Here is a 21,529-nt window from a genome sequence, read left to right on the forward strand (position 1 = left end):
TATGGAAAAACTTCACAAAAGGAAAAAAACATCGGTTGGGGATACCATCTTCGTGATATGTAATACCCTGTTCATGATTCTATTCGTGCTGATTACACTATATCCGATTCTGAATACAGTGGCAATTTCACTTAATGACGGTACGGATGCATTGAGGGGTGGGATTTATCTGTGGCCCCGAAAATTTACCTGGAAGAACTATCTTACCGTTTTACAGAAAGATAACCTGCTGACAGGTGCTTATATTTCTGTGGCAAGAACAGTAGTTGGAACTTTGCTGGCCCTGATTGCCAATGCAATTCTGGCATTTATCGTCAGCAGAAAACGTTTCCTGTTCAAAAAACAGTTGTCACTGTTCTGGGTTATTACCATGTATGTAAACGGTGGCATGATTCCAACATTCCTGCTGTACAAAAACCTGGGAATGACAAACAGTTTCTGGGTTTATGTAATTCCTGGTATGTTCAGTGCCTTTAATATGTTAGTTATCCGTACCTATATGAACGGTCTTCCGGAGAGTCTGGAAGAGTCTGCACAGCTTGATGGTGCCGGATACACAACGATTTTCTGGAAAATCACTTCACCGCTGTGTAAACCGGTGTATGCGACCGTAGCTTTGTTTGTGGCAGTTGGTCAGTGGAACTCCTGGTTCGATGCCATGCTGTACAACCGTATGAGCGACCACCTGACAACCTTGCAGTATGAGTTGATGAAACTGCTTTCTTCCGTTACCAATCAGGGTAATTCTGTAGAAGCTATGAAAAATGCAGCAGGTGCAGTTACTCCAACATCTGTACGTGCAGCAGCTACCGTATTGACCATGTTGCCGATTGTCTGCCTGTATCCGTTCCTTCAGAGATACTTTGTAGCCGGTCTGACCATCGGAGGAGTAAAGGAATAAGATAAAGATGGAAAAGGGAGCCGTTTACACAGGAATTTATCCAAATATATTCGAATTAGCCGGATATGAGAAAAAGGAAATAGAAAATAGAATAGATCAAATATTTCAGACTCTTTTTTATGGGAGTGATGAGGAAAGAATTTATCATTCCGTTGGTTGTGAGCTTGGATACATAGAGGATACCGGTAATCTGGATGCACGTACGGAAGGTATGTCTTATGGTATGATGATGTGTGTGCAGATGAATAAAAAAGAAGAGTTTGACAGGATATGGAAATGGGCAAGAACTTATATGTATATGACCGAAGGTGAAAATGCCGGATATTTTGCATGGTCCTGTGGAACAGACGGCACAAGAAACGCTGATGGTCCCGCACCGGACGGAGAAGAGTTCTTTGCAATGGCATTATTTTTTGCCTCTCATCGCTGGGGCGACGGGGAAGGGATTTTTGCTTATAGCGAAGAGGCAAAAAAGTTGCTGCATACCTGTATTCATAAAGGAGAAAACGGAGAAGCGGGACGTGCCATGTGGGATCCGGATAACCACCTGATACGTTTTATTACCGAAGTGGATTTTTCAGATCCTTCCTATCATCTGCCTCATTTTTATGAATTATTTGCACAGTGGTCTTACGAAGAAGACCGTTCTTTCTGGGAGGAAGCAGCGAAGGCAAGCAGGGAATACTTGAAGAAGGCATGTCACCCTGTGACCGGCCTGTGTGCAGAGTATGCAGAGTATGATGGAACCCCTTGCACAAAAGGGCAGAATATCTGGGGGAGACATGACTGGTATTACAGTGATGCCTATCGCACGATTGCTAATATTGCTCTGGATTATGCCTGGTTTGGTGCAGATGAGTGGGAAGTGGAAGAAGGAAAGCGCTTTCTGAAATTTTTCTGTGAGACAGCAGGGGAGGAACATCAGGATGGAATTTTTGCCATTGATGGTACGGTGATTCCCGGGAAAGCCCTGCATCCGGTGGCTATGACAGCAGTAAATGCACAGGCAGGATTGCTGGTACAGAATGAACATGCTCTTGCCTGTGTCCGCAAGTTCTGGAATACACCTCTGCGCACAGGAAACAGGAGATATTATGATAATTGCCTTTATTTCTTCGCTTTTCTTGCATTAAGTGGAAATTATAGAATCTATTAACAGGAGATATTGATATGCATTTTGCAAACAATCCAATTTTGCCGGGTTTTCGTCCGGATCCTTCCATCTGCAGAGTGGGAGACGATTATTATCTTGTAACATCAACCTTTGCTTATTTTCCTGGTGTTCCTGTTTATCACAGCAAAGATCTGGCTAACTGGGAGCAGATTGGTCATGTACTTACCCGGGAATCTCAGCTTCATCTGGAAAATGCCGGACATTCCAGGGGAATTTATGCACCGACCCTACGGTATTTTCAGGGGCGATATTACATGATTACAACAAATGTTTCTCATCGAAACAATTTTATTGTAACTGCTGAAAAACCGGAGGGACCCTGGTCTGATCCTTATTATCTGGATGAAGATGCTCCGGGGATTGATCCCAGTCTGTTTTTTGACGAAGATGAAGATGGAACAGTTCATTGCTATTATGTAGGAACAAGACCAAACCAGAAGCACGGAGTTCGTTATAATGGGGACTGGGAGATATGGGTTCAGGAACTTGATTTGAAGACAATGGAGCTTATTGGTGAAAGCAAAAAAATCTGGAAAGGTGCCATGCATCATGTGATCTGGCCGGAAGGACCTCACCTTTACAAAAAGGATGGTTATTATTATCTGATGAATGCTGAGGGAGGTACAGGACCAAATCACAGTATGACGATTTCCAGAAGCAGAAGTGTGTGGGGACCATATGAGGGCAATCCCAATAACCCTATTCTGACTCATCGTCATCTGGGAAATGATTATCCCATCACTGCTGTGGGTCATGGTGATCTGGTGGACGATGGCCATGGAAACTGGTATGTGGTTATGCTGGGTTCCAGAAAATGCGAAGGCTATGTAAATACAGGTCGCGATACATTTCTTGCGAAAGTGACATGGGAAGATGGATGGCCTGTTGTGAATCCGGGAGTCGGTATGCTGGAGTCGGTAGTCGAACTTCCGGGAGATGGGGCAGAAATGAAACCTGAAAGCCAGGTATACCATTTCTTCGAGAAGAAACTCCCGATGGAATGCATGACTCTTCGGAAGCCTCTTTGGGAAAAATACGATCTTTTCCAGAGAAGTGGATATCTGAGACTTCCGACTTTGCCGCAGACATTAAATGAAACATCCTGTCCTGCTTTCGTTGCTGTAAGACAGAAGGAATATCTGTATCTTGCATCTGCGGGAATAGAGTTTTCCCCCTGTGTAAATGGGGAGGAAGCTGGTCTTGCCATTCTGTGTGATGAGACACATCATGTTCGGTTTACCAAAATGATGTGTGACGGTAAGGTGCAGCTGGTACTCGATCGTCGTCTGGGTGACAAAGAAGAAAAACTGGCTGCTGAAGAAATCGAAGACGGATTTGTAAATCTGGAAATCAGAGGCAGAGGACAGAAGACAGATTTCTACTATAAAGTTCAGGGAAAAGAAAAGATGCTGCTTGTTTCTGATGTGGATATGACAGGATTGAGTACTGAACTGGCGGGCGGTTTTACAGGTTGCTGCCTAGGAATGTATGCATCCTCCAATGGTGAAATTTCAGAAAATCATGCGGACTTTGCATGGATGGCTATTGAAAACCAGTAAGAGTATCCGTTATAATAATTAAAGATTCTAAGCTGTGTACCCCCGGAAATTCCAGCGGAATTTCCGGGTACTATTATCTTGAAAAGGGTATCATGTTATGCAAAGCATGGTGCACCCCTCATAGCAGGTACACCGAAGCATACTTTAATTTCTAAGAGAGGAAACGGATATATGAGAAAGTACTGGAAACAATGTACACTTTTATGCTGCGTCGTAGCTCTGGTGGGAACAGCATTTTGGCAAATAGGAAATAGGAAAAAGTCGGAGATTAGAAAATATTCGGCTTTTTTTTCCGTTCCAGGACAGGAGATTGATGAAGATAATGAGATAAAAAAGAAAATCGCGGAACTGACAGGAGCAGAATGTGAAGAGATATGGCTGGTAGGACAGACTTCCGATCAGGCTATTGCTTCCTATATTGCCGGAGGAGAGTATCCGGATTTTATTTCCGGCAATATTGATTTATATGAAGCAAATGCTTTGATTCCGGTTGATGAGTATTGGGATGAATACCCGAATCTGCGCAGTTATTTTACTGATAGTCAGTGGGAGCTGTTAAAACAGGAGGATGGGCATATTTACTGGATCCCCCAGTTTGGGAATCAAAAAAATCCATCAGAAGATATTCTGCATAATGGCGAAGCATTCTGGATACAGACAAGAGTATTAAAATGGGCGAAGTATCCGGAAATACGTACGTTGGAAGAATACTTTAATCTTATTGAGGCTTATGTGGACGCTCATCCTCTGGATGACCTTGTACCATATACTGTTCTTTGTGATGACTGGCGATATTTTTGTCTGGAAAATGTGCCGCAGTTTTTAGATGGCTATCCTAATGATGGCTGCTGCATTGTGAATCCAAATACATTAAAAGTGGAGGATTATAATACCACAGCCACGGCAAGAAAATATTACCGGATATTAAATGAAGAATTTCAGAAAGGAATTCTTGATCCAGAGTTCTACACACAGACTTATAGTGAGTATCTGGAAAAACTTGCTACCGGACGTGTTCTTGGTATGTCAGATCAGTGGTGGCAGTTTTATTATACCGTGGATGATATGTTGCGTCAGCAGGGAGAGGGAATGAATTATGTGCCTCTTCCCATTACAATCGACAGAAATGTACAAAATAAGTGGCATACCCAGAATGGAACTCAGCCAGATGTTTCAGGAGGAATATCTGTCACAGTAAGTTGTAAAGATGTAAAGGGGGCTTTTCAGTTCCTTAATGATTTGCTCAGAGAGGATATTCAGAAACTTCGTTTTTGGGGAATTGAAGGGGTAGATTATGAAGTGGACGAGAACGGATTGTTTTATCTGACCGAAGAGCAGAGAGATATGGTTGCTGATTCGCAGTATAAAAATACACATTTTTGCTCTTATGCTTATTTTCCACGATTAGAAGGAAATTATGAAGATGGAATCAATGCTTTTTCACCGGAATTTCAGCCGGAGGAATTTTATGCTGCTCTGCCGGAGGATGTGAAAGAATGTTTGTCAGCGTATGGATGTAATGACTATGTAGATATGCTGGGAAATCATGATATACCGGGAGAGTGGTTTCCCGTGTATGCCTATGCGGATATTCTGACAACGGGTTCTGAGGCAGGACTGGTATGGAAGAAAATGGATCAGGTGAAACGTGAATATCTGCCACAGCTGGTTATGACAGAGGATTTTGATTCTATCTGGGAGAAGTATATGGAAAGTTACGAATCCGTTCATCCGGAGATATTTTTTGCAGAAATGCAGAAAGTAGTGGATGAGCGGACGGGAAACAAAAGTGAATGATGACAAGGAGACTTATACAATGAAAGATTTTTACAATCCTTTAATTGGCATGGACTATCCGGATCCTGATCTGATACGCGTGGGGGATACCTGGTATATGATCAGTACAACCATGCACTTTATGCCGGGGGGTGAGATTCTTCGTTCTTATAATCTGGCAGATTGGGAGCGTGTGGGTTACGTTTTTGATGATCTGGATCATACACCGGCACAGTGTATGGAGAATGGAGAAAATATTTACGGACAGGGTATGTGGGCAGCATCCCTGCGGTATCATAATGGCATATTCTATGTGTGTTTTGTTGCCAATGATACCCATCGAACTTATCTGTATCAGTCAGAAAATATAGAAGGGCCGTGGAAAAAACAGTATATCGAAGGATTTTACCATGACTGCTCTCTTTTGTTTGATGATGACAGAGTTTATATTGTATATGGAAATACACAGATTTATATTACAGAATTAACTGCTGATCTGAGCAGTCCGAAACCTGGAGGATTGCACAGAAAGATAATTGAGGATACAGGAAATGTGCGTCTGGGATATGAAGGAGCTCATGCATATAAAATTAACGGTAAGTATTATGTATTTCTGATCCATTGGCCCAATGACGGAGCAGGAAGAAGAACAGAGGCATGTTTTATATCAGATAGCCTGGAAGGTGAATTTATCGGACGGGATATACTGGATGATGATCGAGGATATTTTAATTTCGGTGTGGCACAGGGAGGAATTGTAGATACCCCGGAAGGCGAATGGTATGCCTTCCTTTTTCAGGATTCTGGAGCTGTAGGGAGAATTCCGATTTTGGTTCCGGTAGATTTTACCCATGGATTTCCGGAATTTGGAAGTAATGGTAGAATAGTGGAACCAGTTTTGCTACGGGACAGAAAACCGGAATATGTATACGAACCCCTGACTGCGAATGACAAGTTTCAGTATAAAAAGGAAGATGGAAAAATATCGTTTCATAAAGCATGGCAGTGGAATCATGTGCCAGATGATCGCCTGGTTGACTGTGATGAAAATGGAGGATTAAAACTAACTGCTGGTTATTTGTACCATGATTTGTGTGAAGCACGAAATACATTAACGCAGAGAATGATCTGGCCCGGGTGCCGTGCTTCGGTAGTTGTTGACGGAACGAATCTTAATAATGGTGATTATGCAGGAATCTGTGCACTTCAGGGCTGTTATGGAATGATTGCCATAACGCGTGAAGGGGAGCGGTATTATCTGGTTATGCGTGCAGGAAGTCCTGCTGATGACAGTCGATATCCTGTCATCCGAAAAGGCGGAAAACCTGTGGAGTATGAGAGGGTTAAGTTGGATTGTGCGGTTGCTCATCTGGAACTCTGTGCTGATTTTTCTGATATGAAAGATATTGTAGTTTTCCGATATTGGAGTCATGGCGAGTGGAAAAGATTAGGGAGCGTACATAAATTGTATTTCAAGTTGGACCATTTTACAGGCTGCAGAGTTGGATTGTTTTGTTATGCATCTGAGAAAACAGGGGGAACTGCAGTGTTTCGTGATTTTACATTGCAGAATTTATGTATTGACAACCGATACCAGCCTTAGTATTATCTCATCTTTGACACTTAAGTAGATTAAAACACCTCGCAAACCCAGTGTTTATGCTGGTTGCGAGGTGTTTTGCTCTCGTTTTGAAGTATGGTAATTTATTCCCTGCCCTTACTTTTTTTCTGAATCGTTTTCATCTGACTTTTCGTAATGAACTGAAAGTCTGTTTCAAAACCGCACACTGAATGCAGAGTATCGGTTAGCTTATCCCGTGTATACAGAGGCATGAATCCCTGTTCCTGTACATCAGCAAAATTCATGGTTTTGAGTTTGTCCAAAATCGTTTCACAAGTATAAATGTTTCCTAAACTCTTTTCCAGATAACGGTAGATGACTAATGAAAGAAAACAGATCAAAAAATGTGCTTTGATGCGTATTTCATCTTGCAGATATACAGGTCTGGCTTCAAAATCGGTTTTCATGATGCGGAAACATTCTTCGATTTCCCATCGTCCCTCACTTACTTTCAAGATATCTTTTACATCATCGTACAGCAGATCTGTTGTTACTGCATACAATCCATCATAAAGTGCTTCGTTTTCAATCTTATCTGTATCCAGATAGTTTTTGATCTTCGCAATCTCACCATCTTCAGTAACAGCGGTCTTTCCGATAAATCTGGCTGGATCGTTTGGATTTTTTCGTTCTTTTTTTATCTTCCCGGATTTGAGCATTTTTTCAGCACGCTCCACTTGGGTATCACGTATCGCTTTCTGATATTTGGCATATTTAGGAGAGTATGTGATGATAAGACGTTGGTGCAGGGAATGCGGAGTATAAGGCTCATCCTTATAATATAATCCAGAATCGTCTTCTGGAATCCTTGAAAGATCAACCGGTGAATCATCCGAGACACGCTTAAAGCCTGTCTTATCCAAAGCCCAATTTTTATCCTCTTTATTTAGCTTTTTAATAGACTGAGTAACGATAAATGCCCGTTCTCCTGCATGATTGATTCTTTTAATGGCTTCTGAACCAAGCCCTGCATCGCTGCAGTAGATAAATTTAGTGCAGCCAAAATCCCGAAGCACTTTTTCTTCCAGAGGTTTTAATGAAGTCTGTTCATTTGCATTTCCTGGGAAAAGTGAGAAAGCAAGAGGGATTCCGTCTCCATCCATGAACATTCCCATCTGTATGATTGGGTTTGGACGGTGTTCTTTGCATTTACCGTATTTTTTGTCACCATCTTCCTGCTCGAGCTCAAAGAAATAGTTTGTACAATCATAATAGAGTATCTTATCATTTCTCTTTTCAAGAAGATGGCTGTTTTTGTATACCTCAGCTTGAATAAAATCACATTCGTTTCCTAATACATCAAGAGCCCGGTATATGTCATGCAGCTGATAGGAAGGTTTTTCCAAAAATTCAGAAGCTACTTTAAATGAGGAACGTTTACTTACTGGTTCTAAAATCCTGGCATAGATCAGGTCAGAAAGAATGGCATTGATATCATATTTGAATTTATGTTTGTCCCGAAGCTTTCGGCAAGTCTTATCAAGATGAAGACGATAGTAAAAAGCCTGCGGAAAAAGATATCCTCCCCGATAAAAGGCCTGCTGATTATAATCAAGCTTTTGGTCAGCATGAAAAGTTATCTGGACAGATTTAGTCTGTTGCTCTTTTTTGTATTTTATTGTTTCCAATCTGGCTTCTTCTCTAGCCCATTTCATAACATCATCACGAGTCGGTCCGTGCTCAGGGAGTAAATCTTTGAGTGTACCAAGTTTACGGACAATCACAGAAGTACTAACCCCTTTGTTGTTGATGTATCCTTTTGAAATATAAAAGGATTCTGAATTTTTTGATTTTGATGTCGTAACTCGCATAAAAAAATCCTCTATACCTTATTCTATCATATACTGCAATAAAATACAATAGATTAAAACAATAGATCAGGGTTGTTTCACGAACTATTTCAAGAGCATTTCTAACTCATACAATCTTAATTCTACATCTCCCATATTGTTTCTGTCGATCTGCTCACATAAAAAAGCGCAAATTATCCCTATCCCCTTTACAATGCCTTTTTTCAGAGATATTCTTTATACATAGTCAATACAGACCGGCTATGCCTTTAAACACATATCGTTCTCGCAAGTCTGCGTTGTCACAAAAACAGTCCATCATTTCTGTCATTATATTTGTGATACCTGTCTCGTGCATTGCCAGACGCAGGATGTTATATGCATATTTTCTGATGAGCGCCAGATTATTTCGGGATTTTTTGGCAGGTGAGCGATCTTCCCTGAATGTGTCGTCCAACACATGATGGAGCCGGTTTTCTATTGACCAGTGCATTCTTTTTATGCTGCCCAGCTCCTCTGCGGTAAGAATAAGGTCTGTTATCAGTGCGGTACACTGAATATCCTTTCCGACCCCTTCTTCCGCAGATGGTCCTGGAACTCTTCTGGATCCTTTTTTCATAAACTCTTCCCTGGATGGAGTGACATCGTTCTTCTGGCTGTCCTTTTCAACCGGCACTCTTACCTGCTTGATCCGTCCAATACTCTGAACGTTCGCCCATTCTTTTCGGCTTTTGGTCAGGTTTGAGGCATCTTTACATATTTGACAAGTCCTATACTCATTTCTGTCCCGATTTTTTTCCATCTGACTGATTTCTTCATATTTCTCAAGATACTCCCGCATTACAGGATCTGTAGTTTCGCCTTTTTTCTTTTTAGCAGTTTCCGCTTCCAGTTTGTCCATGAACGTATGGATCTCCTCATAAGCCTCTGGTTGGTTTTTCTTTACTGTCAGCACAAAATGTCCTTCCTGTTCATGGATCTGGTCCATGATTGCGGTCTGCGTTCCAATCGCATCAATCGTTATAATACTTCCACTGATATCCAGAAGTTTCAACAATTCAGGAATCACCGCAATCTCATTCGTCTTTGAATCTACAGGAAGCTGTGCAAGCAGCAATCCCCGGACAGTTTCCACGACGTTCAAAATCATTGGAGTTGCCGCACATTTTGTCTTTTCCGTTGCGCCACAGAGTGCTTTCCCGTCAATTGCAAGATGGGTATTCTTCGAGTCCACGATTTCTCCAATCCATTCCATAAAAGCACACAAGGCTAATTCCTCATCAATTCCGCTCAGCATCCGACTAATCGTGGAAGGCGAGGCGATCCCGTATTTCAATTCCATATGTTTCCGCAGCCATTCCAGGTTATGTTTGCACCAGTTAAGACTCCTGCGGATCGTTGTCCTGCCACAAAGAAATCCGATTGTGACACATACCAGCATTTCTGCCAGATCGTGTCTTTTCTCTCTGTTGCATCGATAATCTGGAATCTGCCTGAAATAATGAATCAGTTTTTCTGTCAGAAATGGTTTTTCAGCACATTTCCAGAGCCACCTGTATTTTCTCCAGAAGTTCCTGCTGTTCCTCATTAACTTTTGAAATGATTTCAGTTTTATCCAGACATACTAAATAGATTGTCTCTAACTTATGCAGTTCTTCCAGACCCACGCCCCATTTTTTATATATTCTGCGGGACAAAGACGATATCTGAGCTGCAAACTGATAACGAAAATCCGATTCTTTTTTCATCGTTCGTTTTTTCTGGATATAAGAAGTTGGAGATTGCTTGAAAAGAATAATAGAAAGTACATCTTCCCAATCATCCCCTAATGGTTTTTTCCAGTCATCCGGGCACAATTCCCAGACAGTTTTTGAAAACCCGTATTCCCATACTTCTGCATCTGTTAAAGATACCTTCTTTTTGTTGCTTTGTATTACCCCTTCCGGAGTAATAATGCCGATATAAGTATCGACCGGCTGCGGATATTTTTTCCCTTTTACACGCCGGGATGTTCTTTTATAAAGGTAATAAGAATCCCCCTTTTTTTCACGGTAGTTCCCTTTACACGGTGTTTTTGAACCCATTCTGGATATTTTTTCTCAGTTACTGGCATAATGTCCTCTCCTTTTCATATAGGTGGTACATACCTATACTTTATAGACATTACAGAATAAACGCATGAATGATAATTCCTTTAAAGTCTATCTTATAATTGGCATTATTTCCGATGCAATCTGTATGCGAAACCGACTAAATCTATCTTGTAACACACGATTACGTACATTTTGTGGAATTAGAAAATATAAATTCATACAAAAATATTTTATTACAGGTGCTAATTTCTGTTCATGCGTTTATTCTGATAGACATTATACCTCTACTTGACCTAAAAGTCGAGGGTTATACACGCTTATGTATAGCATATATAACCCTCGATGAAATCTGATCTTTTTAGAATTTTAAAATATCTTCATGAAACAACCCTGACAATAGATTTGACACAAAAAAAGCAGGTTTTATGCGACCTGCAAGTACTTTTTCTATAATTCAACTGTCAAACTCCCGCGTACACTGGTTGCGTATTTTCCTGATTTGGATTATACTTAAACTATCAGGAGAAAGGAGGAACGATTGTATGCCACAAACAATTCAAACACTGCTTACTCAGTATTTATCAGAAGTACAAAAGATTTACGGTGCACATCTCAAGAGCGTTATTTTATATGGTTCCTATGCAAGAGGTGATTATTCATCCGATTCTGATGTCGATATCATGTTGTTGGTGGATCTGACGCCGGAAGAAATGGATCCTTACTCCGATGCATTGTCGGAACTGGGATATGAGTATAATGTAAACTATGATATCTGGATGATGCCGGTTGTGAAAAACCTTCAGCATTTTAAGCAATGGGCAGCAGCATATCCGTTTTATACCAATGTACAGAAAGAAGGGGTGCTTTTATATGAAGCAGCCTGATTCGTTGGATGTTGGAACAAAAATGGATGTGGTCCGTCATCGTTTAAATGTTGCAAGAGAAGACCTGGATACGGCTAATCTTACATTTGAGGCAGGGCAGTATCGAGCAGCCAATAACCGTGCATATTATAGTATCTTTCATACCATCTGTGCGGTGCTTGCAAAAGAGGGTGTTGCTTTTAAACGACATAAGGATACGCTCAGCTACTTTAACAAAAATTATGTACAGCCGGAGATTTTTCCTCGTGAACTGGGAAGGAAAATTGTAAAGGCAGAGGAAATACGTCATGCAAGCGATTATGATACCTTTTATATTGCTTCCAAAGAGATAACTGCACAACAGATAGAGACAGCTACAAAGATTTTAGGACTTGCAGAACAATACCTGTTTGTGGAAGAAAAACAACAGGATAAAGGGTAACAGGGACATTAGAAACCGGTACATAGACAGAAAATAGTCTGTGTGCCGGTATTTTTTTATGGAGAAAATATCTGTGAACTATTATATGGATAATTTGTACTTTCCGATGATTTTAATGAACTTTTGGTGTCTGATTACGGACACTTTCTGAACTTTGTTCTGATACAATGGTTATGCTGATGAAAGAAGGCATAGAAAACTGAATTAAATTTGAGAGACGGAAGCCTCAGTAGTTAAAAAAAGACTACTGGGGCTTTTTTTCGTGCCTGAATTTCTCAGCCAATACCTGCAGGTTTTACCTGGCAGTAGTTGGTGGAGCAGGCATGAACCAGATCAGAGGACCGCCTTCTGAATTTGAAACTGGCAAACAAATTTCAAATTCAGGAGGACGGATATGTATATTGAACACCCATATTTTGTTGGAGACAAATATTTCGCAAAGGTAGACGGCGAATTTATAGAGATCACGAAAGAAGTGGCATATGCCATGAGTAATTTTTATCGAAGCAGCAAGCCCAGAAAAATTGAAGTAAAAAATGAAAAGGGGGAAGTCATTGGAATGAAAAATAGAGAAATACCATTCAGCAGCACAGGAGATGAAGAAAACGATTTTTCAATAGAGGATTACCCGGATATGAGGTGCTGCGTAGAAAACAGTGTAATTGAAAAAATCGAAGCTCAAAAGATCCATAAGGTAATCAATGGTTTGAGTCCGGAAGAAAGAATGATTATCTATGCGATTTATTTTGAAGATAAGACACAAGAAGAATTGGCTTCAATTATGGGAGTGTCACAACAGGTGGTAGCATACCGGTTGAAGAAGATTTTGAACAAAATGCGGGAGATTTATATGAAAAATAAAAAAAGTTGAAAAAAATTTTTGTAAAATCCCGAGTCACTTGACTTTAGTAATTAGGGAGAGTTTTAAGGACTCCTCAAAAGTACATTGACAGCTGAATATCCAGTAGTAACTGACGTGACATCTTATGCAGGGAGCACAAGGAAACTGCCGCCAAGACTCTGATGAATATCGGACGAGCGAATAAGCACTGACCGAAAATCAACTGGCAGGTTGATGATGCGACGATCTGTATAGGGTGCGATACACTTGCGGACTGTGAAAAGTCCGTAACCGGCAAACCTATGAACTGTCGGAGCCTGCGTGCGTGAGCATTTGGGTTGTGATCTGGCGAATGCAGTCAGATAGGTTATTATTCCCTACCTGCGAAAGCAGGATAAACGATTCGGGGTATCGAGGATAAATAGAATCGAGCGAGCACTGTTTAATAATCGAAAATTGGCTATAGAGGTTATGCGGCAGAGCGTTCAATTTGAATGACTCTGCCGTATTCCTGTGGAGCTAATAATGGATGCTTTACGATTAAATGTCAGGATGGGAGGAACAAATAAATGAAAATTGAAAGAGGCGATATCCTTATGGTTAATTTGGGACAGGTTCCGGGTACTTCCCTTCAGAGTGGAATCCGTCCGGTAGTGGTTGTCAGCAATAACAAAGCGAATACATACAGTCCGGTGGTAACGGTAGTGCCGTTTACTTCAAGGGTGTACAAAAAACGGTATCTTCCGACCCATGTGTTTATTAACTGTTATGAAATGGTTGGCTTGAAACGGCATGGGCTGGTACTGGCGGAACAGATCACAAGCATTGATGTTCAGAGTATCATCCAAAAATGTGGTCATGTCAGTTCTGATGCAATGCGGAGGATTACCAGAGCGGTGGAGATTCAGACAGGAGTTTATGAGGAGGGGGATTATGACAGCAGAAGAATATAGAAAGTATCTGGAACAGGATTTTAGAGATGTAAATATTGATGAAATGACAGATTTACTGACTGTGAAAGCAGACAGGAATAAAAGCCTGAAGGAACGGCGGGAATCATATCTGAATAAGGTAGGAAATCCGTATCTGGTCCGGATCGGCAATATGAAGGTCAAAGTAAGGTTTGCCAATAACGGGATATCTTTGGAGCAGGCATTTGAAAATATGCTTCTGAGTGTCTGAAAAAGTACTGGAAAGTTTGGGGTGGCTGTGCTAAAATGTCTGTAAGGACAAATTATGCAGCCCCCTTTTATTACATGGGTTTTTTGACGTAATAAGAGGAGGTAAGATATGTATCAGAATTTCAATAAAATCTATCGTGCCGCCATCTATGTCAGATTATCCAAAGAAGATGGCGATCTTTCCAGTTCTGCAAAAATGGAAAGTAACAGCATTTCTAACCAGAAGGCTCTGATTCTGGATTTCCTGAAAGACAAAAAAGATATAGAAGTTGTTTCCGTCCGGGTTGACGATGGCTACTCAGGCTCTAATTTCGAGCGCCCTGCATTCCAGGCTATGCTGGAAGATATCAGGCGTGGGATTGTTGATTGCGTAGTGGTGAAAGATTTATCTCGGTTTGGGCGGGAATACATTGATTCCGGGAAGTACATTGAACGTTTATTCCCGGCTCTTGGTGTGCGCTTTATTGCCATAAATGACAATTATGACAGCCTTCAGGGAAAGAATCAGGCCGATGAAATTATTATCCCATTCAAAAACTTAATCAACGATGCTTATTGCCGTGACATTTCCATTAAGATCAGAAGTAACCTTGAAATTAAGAGGAAAAAGGGAGAATGTGTGACACCTTTTGTGGCATTCGGGTATCAGAAAGTTAAGGCAGACAAGCATAAGCTGGAGATTGATCCGGTTGCAGGCAGTGTAGTACAGGACATCTTTAAGATGAAACTGCAGGGAATGAGCCAGGATGCGATTGCCAACCGCCTGAATGAATTGGGTGTGCTTTCACCATTTGAATATAAGATCAGCAGCGGGAGTCATTATGAAACCGGGTTCCGACAGAAAGAGCAGGCTCTTTGGAGTTCTGTTGCGGTACGCAGAATACTGGAAAATGAGGTTTACATTGGAAACCTTGTGCAGGGGAAACGTACGACACCGAACCATAAAGTGAAGCAGTCCTACGTAAAGCCGGAAGATGATTGGATCCGTATTGAAAAGAACCATGAGCCGCTGGTAAGTGAAAGGGATTTTGAGATCGTCCAACGGCTTTTGGGGATGGATACCCGTACTTCTCCTGACCAGAAGCAGGTGTATCTGCTGTCCGGCATTGCTGTATGTGCGGATTGCGGGGCACCGATGACGAGAAAGGTCTCAACAGTTGGTGGAAAGAAATATGCCTATTATTTATGTTCCACAAATAAAGAAACGAAACGCTGCTCCAGTCACAGAATCCCGGAAAAAGATCTGGAAAACGTGGTATTGGTAATGCTGAAACAGCATATCCATAACATCATGCATTTGAAAAGGGTGTTGGAGTTTATCGGGACTGTACCATTTCAGGAAATCAATGTGAAAAAACTCCAGGACAGGCTGGAAAAGAAAAAAATGGAAACAGAACGCTGTAAGGAACTCCGCATGATGCTTTATTCCGATATGAAAGAGGGCATCGTATCAAAAGAAGATTATGTAGAACTTCATGCAGCATATGGAAAAAGGCTTAGGAATGCAGAAGAGAGTATCCGGGCAATCCAGAAAGAAATGGATAACATGTTGGAAAAAGCAGATGCTTCTAACACATGGCTGGATTATTTTGTGAAATATCAGGATATTGAAGTGCTGACCAGGACGGTAATCGTGGAACTGATTCGGGAAATCAGAGTCCATGACAAAAAGAATATTGAGATCATCTTTGACTTTAATGACTGCTACCAGGCATTGTTGACACAGCTTCCGGCTATGGGAGTGGAGGTTGCAGCAGATCCGGATAACAATCTTCAGGTCAAGATAAAGGAGGTTGTATAAAATGGCACGAAAAAGCAGGAAAAGCATTCCTGAAACGGTCAGCAGTGCAGCCGTCCAGGAAGAGATCAAAAGACCGTTCCGGGCAGGGTTATATGCAAGGATTTCTATGGAAACAGAGGAAACGATAGAGAGGGGGACGATAGAAACCCAGGTGGAACTGATGAAAAACTATGTGGCTGATACAGAGGATATTTCGGTTGCAGAAGTTTATAAGGATTCTGATTATTCCGGTACAAATTTTGACCGTCCTGGATTTACGCAGATGATGGAAGATATCAAGCATGGGAAAATCAACTGCGTGATTGTAAAGGATTTGTCCAGGCTTGGCAGGAATTATGTAGAAACAAGCAATTATATTGAGCGTGTATTCCCGTTCTTTCATGTACGGTTCCTGGCAGTGACGGATGATTTTGATTCTTTCCGTGAGGGAGTAGATCTGACTGTTCCCTTAAAGAATATTATCAATGAGTTCTATTCCAAAGACCTTGCAAAAAAGAGCAGCAGTGCAAAAAAAGCATTGTGGAGAGAAGGGAAATTTACCGGTGCCTGGGAACCCTATGGATATAGGAAATCAGAACAGGACAGGCACCAGCTGGTAGTTGACGAGGAAGCTGCCGGACATTTACGGGCGATTTTTTCTATGTATATGAATGGATGCAGTTACAGTGATATTGCAAAAAAACTCAACGCTGATGGCGTCTTGTCCCCAACTTTGCAGAGGGAATATTATAGATCCGGGGAAAAGCCATCCCCAGAGTCCAAACCGTGGAATAATTATGAAGTAAAACGTGTGCTTCAGGATGTTCATTGTACCGGGGATTCCGTATATGGAAAATATCAGCAGAGCGTTTTCCAGGGAAATAAGCAGAGAAACAGACCGGAGAGTGAGTGGATCTATGCAGAGAATACCCACGAAGGGATTATAGATAAAGAGCTGTTCCGCCAGGTACAGGAAAAAATCCGGGAATTTACGGAAGAATATAAAAAGAGGCATCAGCTGAATAATGGAGCCATCCGGAGCCAGAATTTTTATACCGGCAAGATCAGGTGTGGAGGATGTGGCAACCGCATGATCCTGTCCAGAGAAAAGTCCGGAACATTTTATTATATCTGCGGTGCCAATGCAAACCATAAATCAGGAGGAAACCAGTGCAAGGGGCACAGGGTCAAAAAAGAATACGTGGATGAAGATGTCCTTCGTCTGATCCAGTCACATATGAAAAACGTACTGGATACAGAAAAAATGATCCGGGAAATGAACTCCGCTTCCAGAAACCAGACGCAATATTTGCTTTTGGACAAGGAAGTAGGGAAATTTCGGCGGGAACTGAGCCGGATCAGTAAGCGTAAATCTGATTTATATGAGGATTATTCGGAACGCCTGATTACAGAAGAAGAGTACATGCAGTTTTCCCGTATCTATTCCAATGAAATAGAAAACATCAAGAGCCGTCTGGATGCAGTATTGACGGCGCAGGTACGGTATTCCCAAGATTATCATATCGAAGAAGGATGGGGGAAAGTGATACATACTTATATGTCTAAGCGGAAGCTGACAAAAGAAATGGTGGATGCCTTTGTGGATTCCATTATTATCCATGGTAAGTATGATTATGAAATCAAACTGGTATATGATGACCAGTTCGCTGAATTGCAAAAGATAATGAAAGAGAAGGAGGCACAGTCAAGATGACAGAAAATAGGAAAACAGCTGTCTATATCCGTTTATCTATGGAAGATGAGAATGTGGATGGCAGAACCAAACTGGAAAGTGACAGTGTGACTTCTCAGAGGATCCTGTTGAAATCGTTTGTGATCGATCAGCTTGGTGTGGATGAGTCGGATATCCTTGAATATGTGGATGACGGTGTCAGCGGCACCCATTTCAAACGCAATGGTTTTCAACAGTTGCAGGAGGATATGAAAAGCGGACAGATCGGCTGTGTAGTTGTGAAAGATTTCTCCAGGTTTGGCAGGGACTATCTGGAAGTGGGATTTTATATTGAGTATATTTTTCCGCTTCTTCAGATCAGATTTATTTCCATTAATGACAGTTATGACAGTGAAGCCAGCTCTGGAATGACCGGCGGTATGAATGTAGCTTTGAAGAATCTGGTTTATAACATGTATAGCCTGGATTTGTCGAAAAAAATCTCATCCGCAATGCAGACCAGAATGAAAAACGGAACAAGGCTTCCGGTAAATGCCAGATATGGTTATAGAAAGGGCAAAGATGGAAGGTTGGAAATTGATCCGGATTCGGCTAAGGTGGTGAAGATGATTTTCCAGATGGCTGCAGAAGGTATGAGCTTTGCAGAGATCACAAGGGAACTGAACAAACAGGAAATTGCCACCTGTGATGAGCAGAAAATGTCAAGAGGAGAGCAGGTTCAGTTCCGACGATTTGATACCATCATGAAAAAACGCTGGAATCCAACCACAGTATCTGCAATCATACGGGATGAGATTTATATTGGAACCCGGATATGGGGTAAAACACGCTGTAGTATGCACACCGGTCATAAGGCGGTTCTTAATGACGAGTCTGACTGGATCAGGCTGGAAAACCACCATGATCCGATTGTTGACAGGGAACTGTTTGAAAAAGCGAACAGACTGCATCCGAAAAAATCCAGAGGTGTTGCAGAAACAAGAACCAATTATACGCTGGCAAGACGCAAGAAACAGCCAGCACTGATGCTGTGTGCACACTGTGGTCATTGTCTGGTAAGAGAAACGGAGCATCTACTGAAATGCTCGGATGGGCGTACCAGCGGTGATCATGTCTGTCGAAGCCTGGTGGTCAGACGTGAGCCAATGGAAAAGCATATCCTGGAACTTGTTCATCAGTTTGCATCTTCCATGCTGGAAAACCGGAAGATTGTTAAATCAAAGAACCAGAGCAAAGGTATGGGGACGAATGTTGCAGAATTGTTGAAACAGAGCCGCCAGTTGTCTTCTGAAAAAATGAGACTTTATGATGGGTACAAAGATGGTTGTATTGATCGGGAACTGTACAAGCAGAAAGCAGAAAAGATAGGCAGACAGCTGGAAGAAATCAGACGAAAGATAGCAGAGTCTGAACGTGATGCAAAGATGCTTGAGCAGGACAATACTGCGAAGGAAATGAAACTGGAAGAATTTCTGAACATGGAGAAATTCGATACAGAGAAATTACGGGAGATCATCAAGGTTATCCGGGTGCATAGCCAGGAGGAAATCGAAATTGAATGGAATTGTGATGATGTATTTTTAGGGCAGAGATAAAATGTTCTGGACAAGAGCGATTTTGTGGAAGATAATAAAAGTGTTGGGTACCTGATTGGAATGGTCAGGTACTTTCCGGCAAGAAAAAAGAATTATTTTTTTTGTCCCATACTTGACACGTCCTCATACGCTACGCCATACGTTCTGCACAAGACTGGCAAGCAAGAACATGAACCCGAAAGATTTACAGTATATCATGGGGCATTCAAATATCAGTATCACAATGAACTGGTACGCTCATGCGTCCATAGATACCGCAAAATCAGAGGTTCAGCGTCTGATTGCATAAGAAGTATTTACCACGATTTTAACCACGATTGACAGGGAAAATATAAGAAGATAAGCCTAGATATGTGAGGTTTACCACAAAAGCAAAATGCCCGTAGAGCCGATAAAATAAGGCTTTGCGGACATTTAAGAAGATATAAAAAGATAGTCAAAAAGATATATATAATTTATATAAAATAAATATGGGTGTTCTGGTACATCGTTTATTAATAATTACCCTATTTACTGGTCTGATTTTTCGATAGGATAGGTGAAAAGTTTCAGTGTAGCCAGCTACACCTATGTTTTGCACCTGCACTCTCAAAAAAACCTGATGCAGGCCAGGGTACGTACCTATGCAAACCGCGCTGACCGGGAAACATACATACAGCGGGCAGAAGACAGAAGATGAAGGTCATATGAGAGCCATAATGGAAATACATTGCGGATAGAGAGAACTTTTTATATGGGAAAATACTTTATAGAGTATATTCGTAAAGTAAATAATTTGTTGATCCGGTGTCTTCATAAAACAGTTGAATGGTATCCATATAATTAAATCCCATATCGCTGTACAATTTCTGGGCAGGGATATTCGTACTGAGTACGTCTAACCGGACAGCCTTTTGTCCATTTTCTTTGGCAGTCCGAATGGCTTCCTGTACCATTAATTTTGCGATTCCCTGTCCTTGATAATCCGGCAGTACACCTAAAGCATGGACTACGGTTATTTCCTGAGGGGTGGCAGTAATGTTCCAATGTATTTTTTCATACCCATCTGTACATTTGTGATTTAATATCATTGAGGCCATATGATTGCTTTCGGAGAGAAGGACATACAGCTCTTTGTTTCTGATAGAGTCCATAAGAAATTCATCTGTTGGATAAATTCCTTTTTTCCATCCGGGTTTATATAGGGCAGAGTCCATCTGTTCAATTAGCTGCCAGTAGAAGGCTTTTACTTTTTTCCATTCATTTTCATTTGCTGTACGCAGTTCCATAGATTCAATCCCTTCTCTTTTTATTTTAGGTGGTAAATTGTAACTATTCAATAGATATACGCATTTGCTGCACTGACTGTAAGAATACCTCTAACAGCCGGAAAAACGTTTATCTCCAGAGGTGATTCTGCATGAGTTTTGCTTGAACCTATGAGGGTTACGGAGTAGTTGGGATAATTGTAACATAGCAGATGATGGATCAACAAGTTAATTTGGATTTCAGTGTGAAAAACAGCCTTGTTTTTAGTATAATTTTCCGCTTTTTAAGGAATTTATGGAGGAATGGGGAATTAGCCCAATTGTAAGTGGCTATAACTATTGTTTACAGTACATCACATGTAGAAAGGTTGGCAACGATATCTAAAATCAGAATATAGAATGGAGGTTTTGTTGTGGATGTTGCATTTAAAAGGTTCAGTGATTTTCAGAGAGGAACGATGTATGAACTGCTGAAAGATGCCTATGCCTTTGAAAGCAGATATGAAAGAGATTGGGATGGGGAATGGAAAAAAGCGGATGCCTTTTTCTATGAAAATCTGCACATAGCGGATGAATGTGGTTTTATTACGACACTTGATCATACAGCTATCGGTTTTATATGTTGGGATCCAAGAAATATACCTAAATATATAGAAATAGGCCATAATTGTATTGTATCGGAATATAAAGGAAAAGGTTATGGAAAGAGACAGCTTCAGGAAGCGGTTAAGAGGATCAGCAGTAAGAACGTAAGAAAAATAGTAGTTACGACAGATGAGCGGCTGTTCCCTGCACAAAAAAATTATGAGAGAGCAGGGTTTCAGTTCATACAATACAGGAAAAATAAGAGAAACTCAGTATACGCTGGGAAATTGATGGATTATGAGATACTATTATAATTTCATTTGCAGAACTTTGACAGGGTTATTGCAAAAAACAATAGTATTTTTGATACATAGAGTATATTACGGAT

The 21,529-nt window shown here is 41.1% G+C and carries 18 protein-coding genes and 1 pseudogene; 15 read left to right on the top strand and 4 right to left on the bottom strand.

The window, feature by feature from the left end; translation table 11 throughout:
- Position 1 precedes the first annotated feature (1 nt).
- The 5 genes from BLCOC_RS09625 to BLCOC_RS09645 all read left to right on the top strand — a co-directional run bounded on the left by BLCOC_RS09625 (position 2) and on the right by BLCOC_RS09645 (position 7,013).
- Positions 2–901, top strand: a complete 900-nt coding sequence (locus BLCOC_RS09625; RefSeq protein WP_115625150.1) for a carbohydrate ABC transporter permease — start codon at positions 2–4, stop codon at positions 899–901.
- A 7-nt stretch (positions 902–908) separates the two neighbouring features.
- The gene (locus tag BLCOC_RS09630; protein WP_115625151.1) at positions 909–2,057 is read left to right on the top strand and encodes a glycosyl hydrolase family 8; all 1,149 of its coding nucleotides are present in this window, start codon (positions 909–911) and stop codon (positions 2,055–2,057) included.
- A 14-nt stretch (positions 2,058–2,071) separates the two neighbouring features.
- Positions 2,072–3,634, top strand: coding sequence for a glycoside hydrolase family 43 protein (locus BLCOC_RS09635; protein ID WP_115625152.1), 1,563 nt, complete (start codon positions 2,072–2,074; stop codon positions 3,632–3,634).
- A 171-nt stretch (positions 3,635–3,805) separates the two neighbouring features.
- A complete protein-coding gene (locus tag BLCOC_RS09640) occupies positions 3,806–5,431 on the top strand; it encodes a type 2 periplasmic-binding domain-containing protein (protein WP_115625153.1) in 1,626 nt (541 codons plus the stop codon).
- A gap of 19 nt (positions 5,432–5,450) precedes the next feature.
- Positions 5,451–7,013 carry a glycoside hydrolase family 43 protein gene (locus tag BLCOC_RS09645; RefSeq protein WP_115625577.1) on the top strand — a complete coding sequence of 521 codons (1,563 nt, stop codon included), beginning with the start codon at positions 5,451–5,453 and terminating at the stop codon, positions 7,011–7,013.
- A gap of 101 nt (positions 7,014–7,114) precedes the next feature.
- Here BLCOC_RS09645 and BLCOC_RS09650 read toward each other — a convergent pair whose 3' ends face one another.
- From BLCOC_RS09650 to BLCOC_RS09660, 3 genes are all read right to left on the bottom strand, one after another.
- Complete coding sequence (locus BLCOC_RS09650; RefSeq protein WP_115625154.1) at positions 7,115–8,842, bottom strand: IS1634 family transposase; 1,728 nt, start codon at positions 8,840–8,842, stop codon at positions 7,115–7,117.
- Between the two features lie 226 nt (positions 8,843–9,068).
- Entirely contained in the window at positions 9,069–10,343 is a 1,275-nt protein-coding gene (locus BLCOC_RS09655) for an ISAs1 family transposase (RefSeq protein ID WP_306799936.1), read from the bottom strand.
- 10 nt (positions 10,344–10,353) lie between these two features.
- Positions 10,354–10,905: a hypothetical protein gene (locus BLCOC_RS09660; RefSeq protein ID WP_226828234.1), complete on the bottom strand. Its 552-nt coding sequence runs from the start codon at positions 10,903–10,905 to the stop codon at positions 10,354–10,356.
- Positions 10,906–11,456: 551 nt separating this feature from the next.
- On the opposite strand from BLCOC_RS09660, the gene BLCOC_RS09665 reads away from it, so the two are divergent.
- The 9 genes and pseudogenes from BLCOC_RS09665 to BLCOC_RS09705 form a co-directional block, all read left to right on the top strand.
- On the top strand, positions 11,457–11,798 hold the full coding sequence (locus BLCOC_RS09665; RefSeq protein WP_115625155.1) for a nucleotidyltransferase domain-containing protein: 342 nt from the start codon (positions 11,457–11,459) through the stop codon (positions 11,796–11,798).
- Positions 11,785–12,219 (top strand): HEPN domain-containing protein, encoded by a 435-nt coding sequence (locus tag BLCOC_RS09670; RefSeq protein ID WP_115625156.1) that lies wholly within the window; start codon positions 11,785–11,787, stop codon positions 12,217–12,219. The genes BLCOC_RS09665 and BLCOC_RS09670 overlap by 14 nt, the downstream gene beginning before the upstream one ends.
- A 394-nt stretch (positions 12,220–12,613) precedes the next feature.
- Complete coding sequence (locus tag BLCOC_RS09675; RefSeq protein ID WP_115625157.1) at positions 12,614–13,090, top strand: sigma-70 family RNA polymerase sigma factor; 477 nt, start codon at positions 12,614–12,616, stop codon at positions 13,088–13,090.
- Positions 13,091–13,629: 539 nt separating this feature from the next.
- Positions 13,630–14,013 (top strand): type II toxin-antitoxin system PemK/MazF family toxin, encoded by a 384-nt coding sequence (locus tag BLCOC_RS09680; protein ID WP_115625158.1) that lies wholly within the window; start codon positions 13,630–13,632, stop codon positions 14,011–14,013.
- Positions 13,994–14,242, top strand: coding sequence for a DUF6870 family protein (locus BLCOC_RS09685; protein WP_115625159.1), 249 nt, complete (start codon positions 13,994–13,996; stop codon positions 14,240–14,242). The genes BLCOC_RS09680 and BLCOC_RS09685 overlap by 20 nt, the downstream gene beginning before the upstream one ends.
- 108 nt (positions 14,243–14,350) lie before the next feature.
- Positions 14,351–16,042 carry a recombinase family protein gene (locus tag BLCOC_RS09690; RefSeq protein WP_115625160.1) on the top strand — a complete coding sequence of 564 codons (1,692 nt, stop codon included), beginning with the start codon at positions 14,351–14,353 and terminating at the stop codon, positions 16,040–16,042.
- 1 nt (position 16,043) lies between these two features.
- Positions 16,044–17,735: a recombinase family protein gene (locus BLCOC_RS09695; RefSeq protein ID WP_115625161.1), complete on the top strand. Its 1,692-nt coding sequence runs from the start codon at positions 16,044–16,046 to the stop codon at positions 17,733–17,735.
- On the top strand, positions 17,732–19,309 hold the full coding sequence (locus BLCOC_RS09700; RefSeq protein WP_115625162.1) for a recombinase family protein: 1,578 nt from the start codon (positions 17,732–17,734) through the stop codon (positions 19,307–19,309). The genes BLCOC_RS09695 and BLCOC_RS09700 overlap by 4 nt, the downstream gene beginning before the upstream one ends.
- Before the next feature lie 103 nt (positions 19,310–19,412).
- Positions 19,413–19,598: pseudogene (locus BLCOC_RS09705) on the top strand (tyrosine-type recombinase/integrase); the annotation flags it as partial.
- Positions 19,599–20,055: 457 nt separating this feature from the next.
- Here BLCOC_RS09705 and BLCOC_RS09710 read toward each other — a convergent pair.
- Positions 20,056–20,577 (bottom strand): GNAT family N-acetyltransferase, encoded by a 522-nt coding sequence (locus BLCOC_RS09710; RefSeq protein ID WP_115625163.1) that lies wholly within the window; start codon positions 20,575–20,577, stop codon positions 20,056–20,058.
- Positions 20,578–20,969: 392 nt separating this feature from the next.
- Between BLCOC_RS09710 and BLCOC_RS09715 the strand changes: the two genes are divergently transcribed.
- The gene (locus BLCOC_RS09715; protein WP_018596248.1) at positions 20,970–21,455 is read left to right on the top strand and encodes a GNAT family N-acetyltransferase; all 486 of its coding nucleotides are present in this window, start codon (positions 20,970–20,972) and stop codon (positions 21,453–21,455) included.
- The last annotated feature ends 74 nt before the right edge of the window (positions 21,456–21,529 follow it).

Origin of the sequence: Blautia coccoides (assembly GCF_034355335.1) — a bacterium.
In the GTDB taxonomy this organism is placed as follows: Bacteria; Bacillota; Clostridia; order Lachnospirales; family Lachnospiraceae; genus Blautia; species Blautia producta.

Coding starts and splice junctions, on each gene's coding strand:
- BLCOC_RS09670 (WP_115625156.1), top strand. CDS start 11,785: ATGAAGCAGCCTGATTCGTTGGATGTTGGAACAAAAATGGATGTGGTC.
- BLCOC_RS09665 (WP_115625155.1), top strand. CDS start 11,457: ATGCCACAAACAATTCAAACACTGCTTACTCAGTATTTATCAGAAGTA.
- BLCOC_RS09710 (WP_115625163.1), bottom strand. CDS start 20,577: ATGGAACTGCGTACAGCAAATGAAAATGAATGGAAAAAAGTAAAAGCC.
- BLCOC_RS09645 (WP_115625577.1), top strand. CDS start 5,451: ATGAAAGATTTTTACAATCCTTTAATTGGCATGGACTATCCGGATCCT.
- BLCOC_RS09685 (WP_115625159.1), top strand. CDS start 13,994: ATGACAGCAGAAGAATATAGAAAGTATCTGGAACAGGATTTTAGAGAT.
- BLCOC_RS09675 (WP_115625157.1), top strand. CDS start 12,614: ATGTATATTGAACACCCATATTTTGTTGGAGACAAATATTTCGCAAAG.
- BLCOC_RS09640 (WP_115625153.1), top strand. CDS start 3,806: ATGAGAAAGTACTGGAAACAATGTACACTTTTATGCTGCGTCGTAGCT.
- BLCOC_RS09690 (WP_115625160.1), top strand. CDS start 14,351: ATGTATCAGAATTTCAATAAAATCTATCGTGCCGCCATCTATGTCAGA.
- BLCOC_RS09625 (WP_115625150.1), top strand. CDS start 2: ATGGAAAAACTTCACAAAAGGAAAAAAACATCGGTTGGGGATACCATC.
- BLCOC_RS09695 (WP_115625161.1), top strand. CDS start 16,044: ATGGCACGAAAAAGCAGGAAAAGCATTCCTGAAACGGTCAGCAGTGCA.
- BLCOC_RS09680 (WP_115625158.1), top strand. CDS start 13,630: ATGAAAATTGAAAGAGGCGATATCCTTATGGTTAATTTGGGACAGGTT.
- BLCOC_RS09630 (WP_115625151.1), top strand. CDS start 909: ATGGAAAAGGGAGCCGTTTACACAGGAATTTATCCAAATATATTCGAA.
- BLCOC_RS09660 (WP_226828234.1), bottom strand. CDS start 10,905: ATGGGTTCAAAAACACCGTGTAAAGGGAACTACCGTGAAAAAAAGGGG.
- BLCOC_RS09700 (WP_115625162.1), top strand. CDS start 17,732: ATGACAGAAAATAGGAAAACAGCTGTCTATATCCGTTTATCTATGGAA.
- BLCOC_RS09635 (WP_115625152.1), top strand. CDS start 2,072: ATGCATTTTGCAAACAATCCAATTTTGCCGGGTTTTCGTCCGGATCCT.
- BLCOC_RS09650 (WP_115625154.1), bottom strand. CDS start 8,842: ATGCGAGTTACGACATCAAAATCAAAAAATTCAGAATCCTTTTATATT.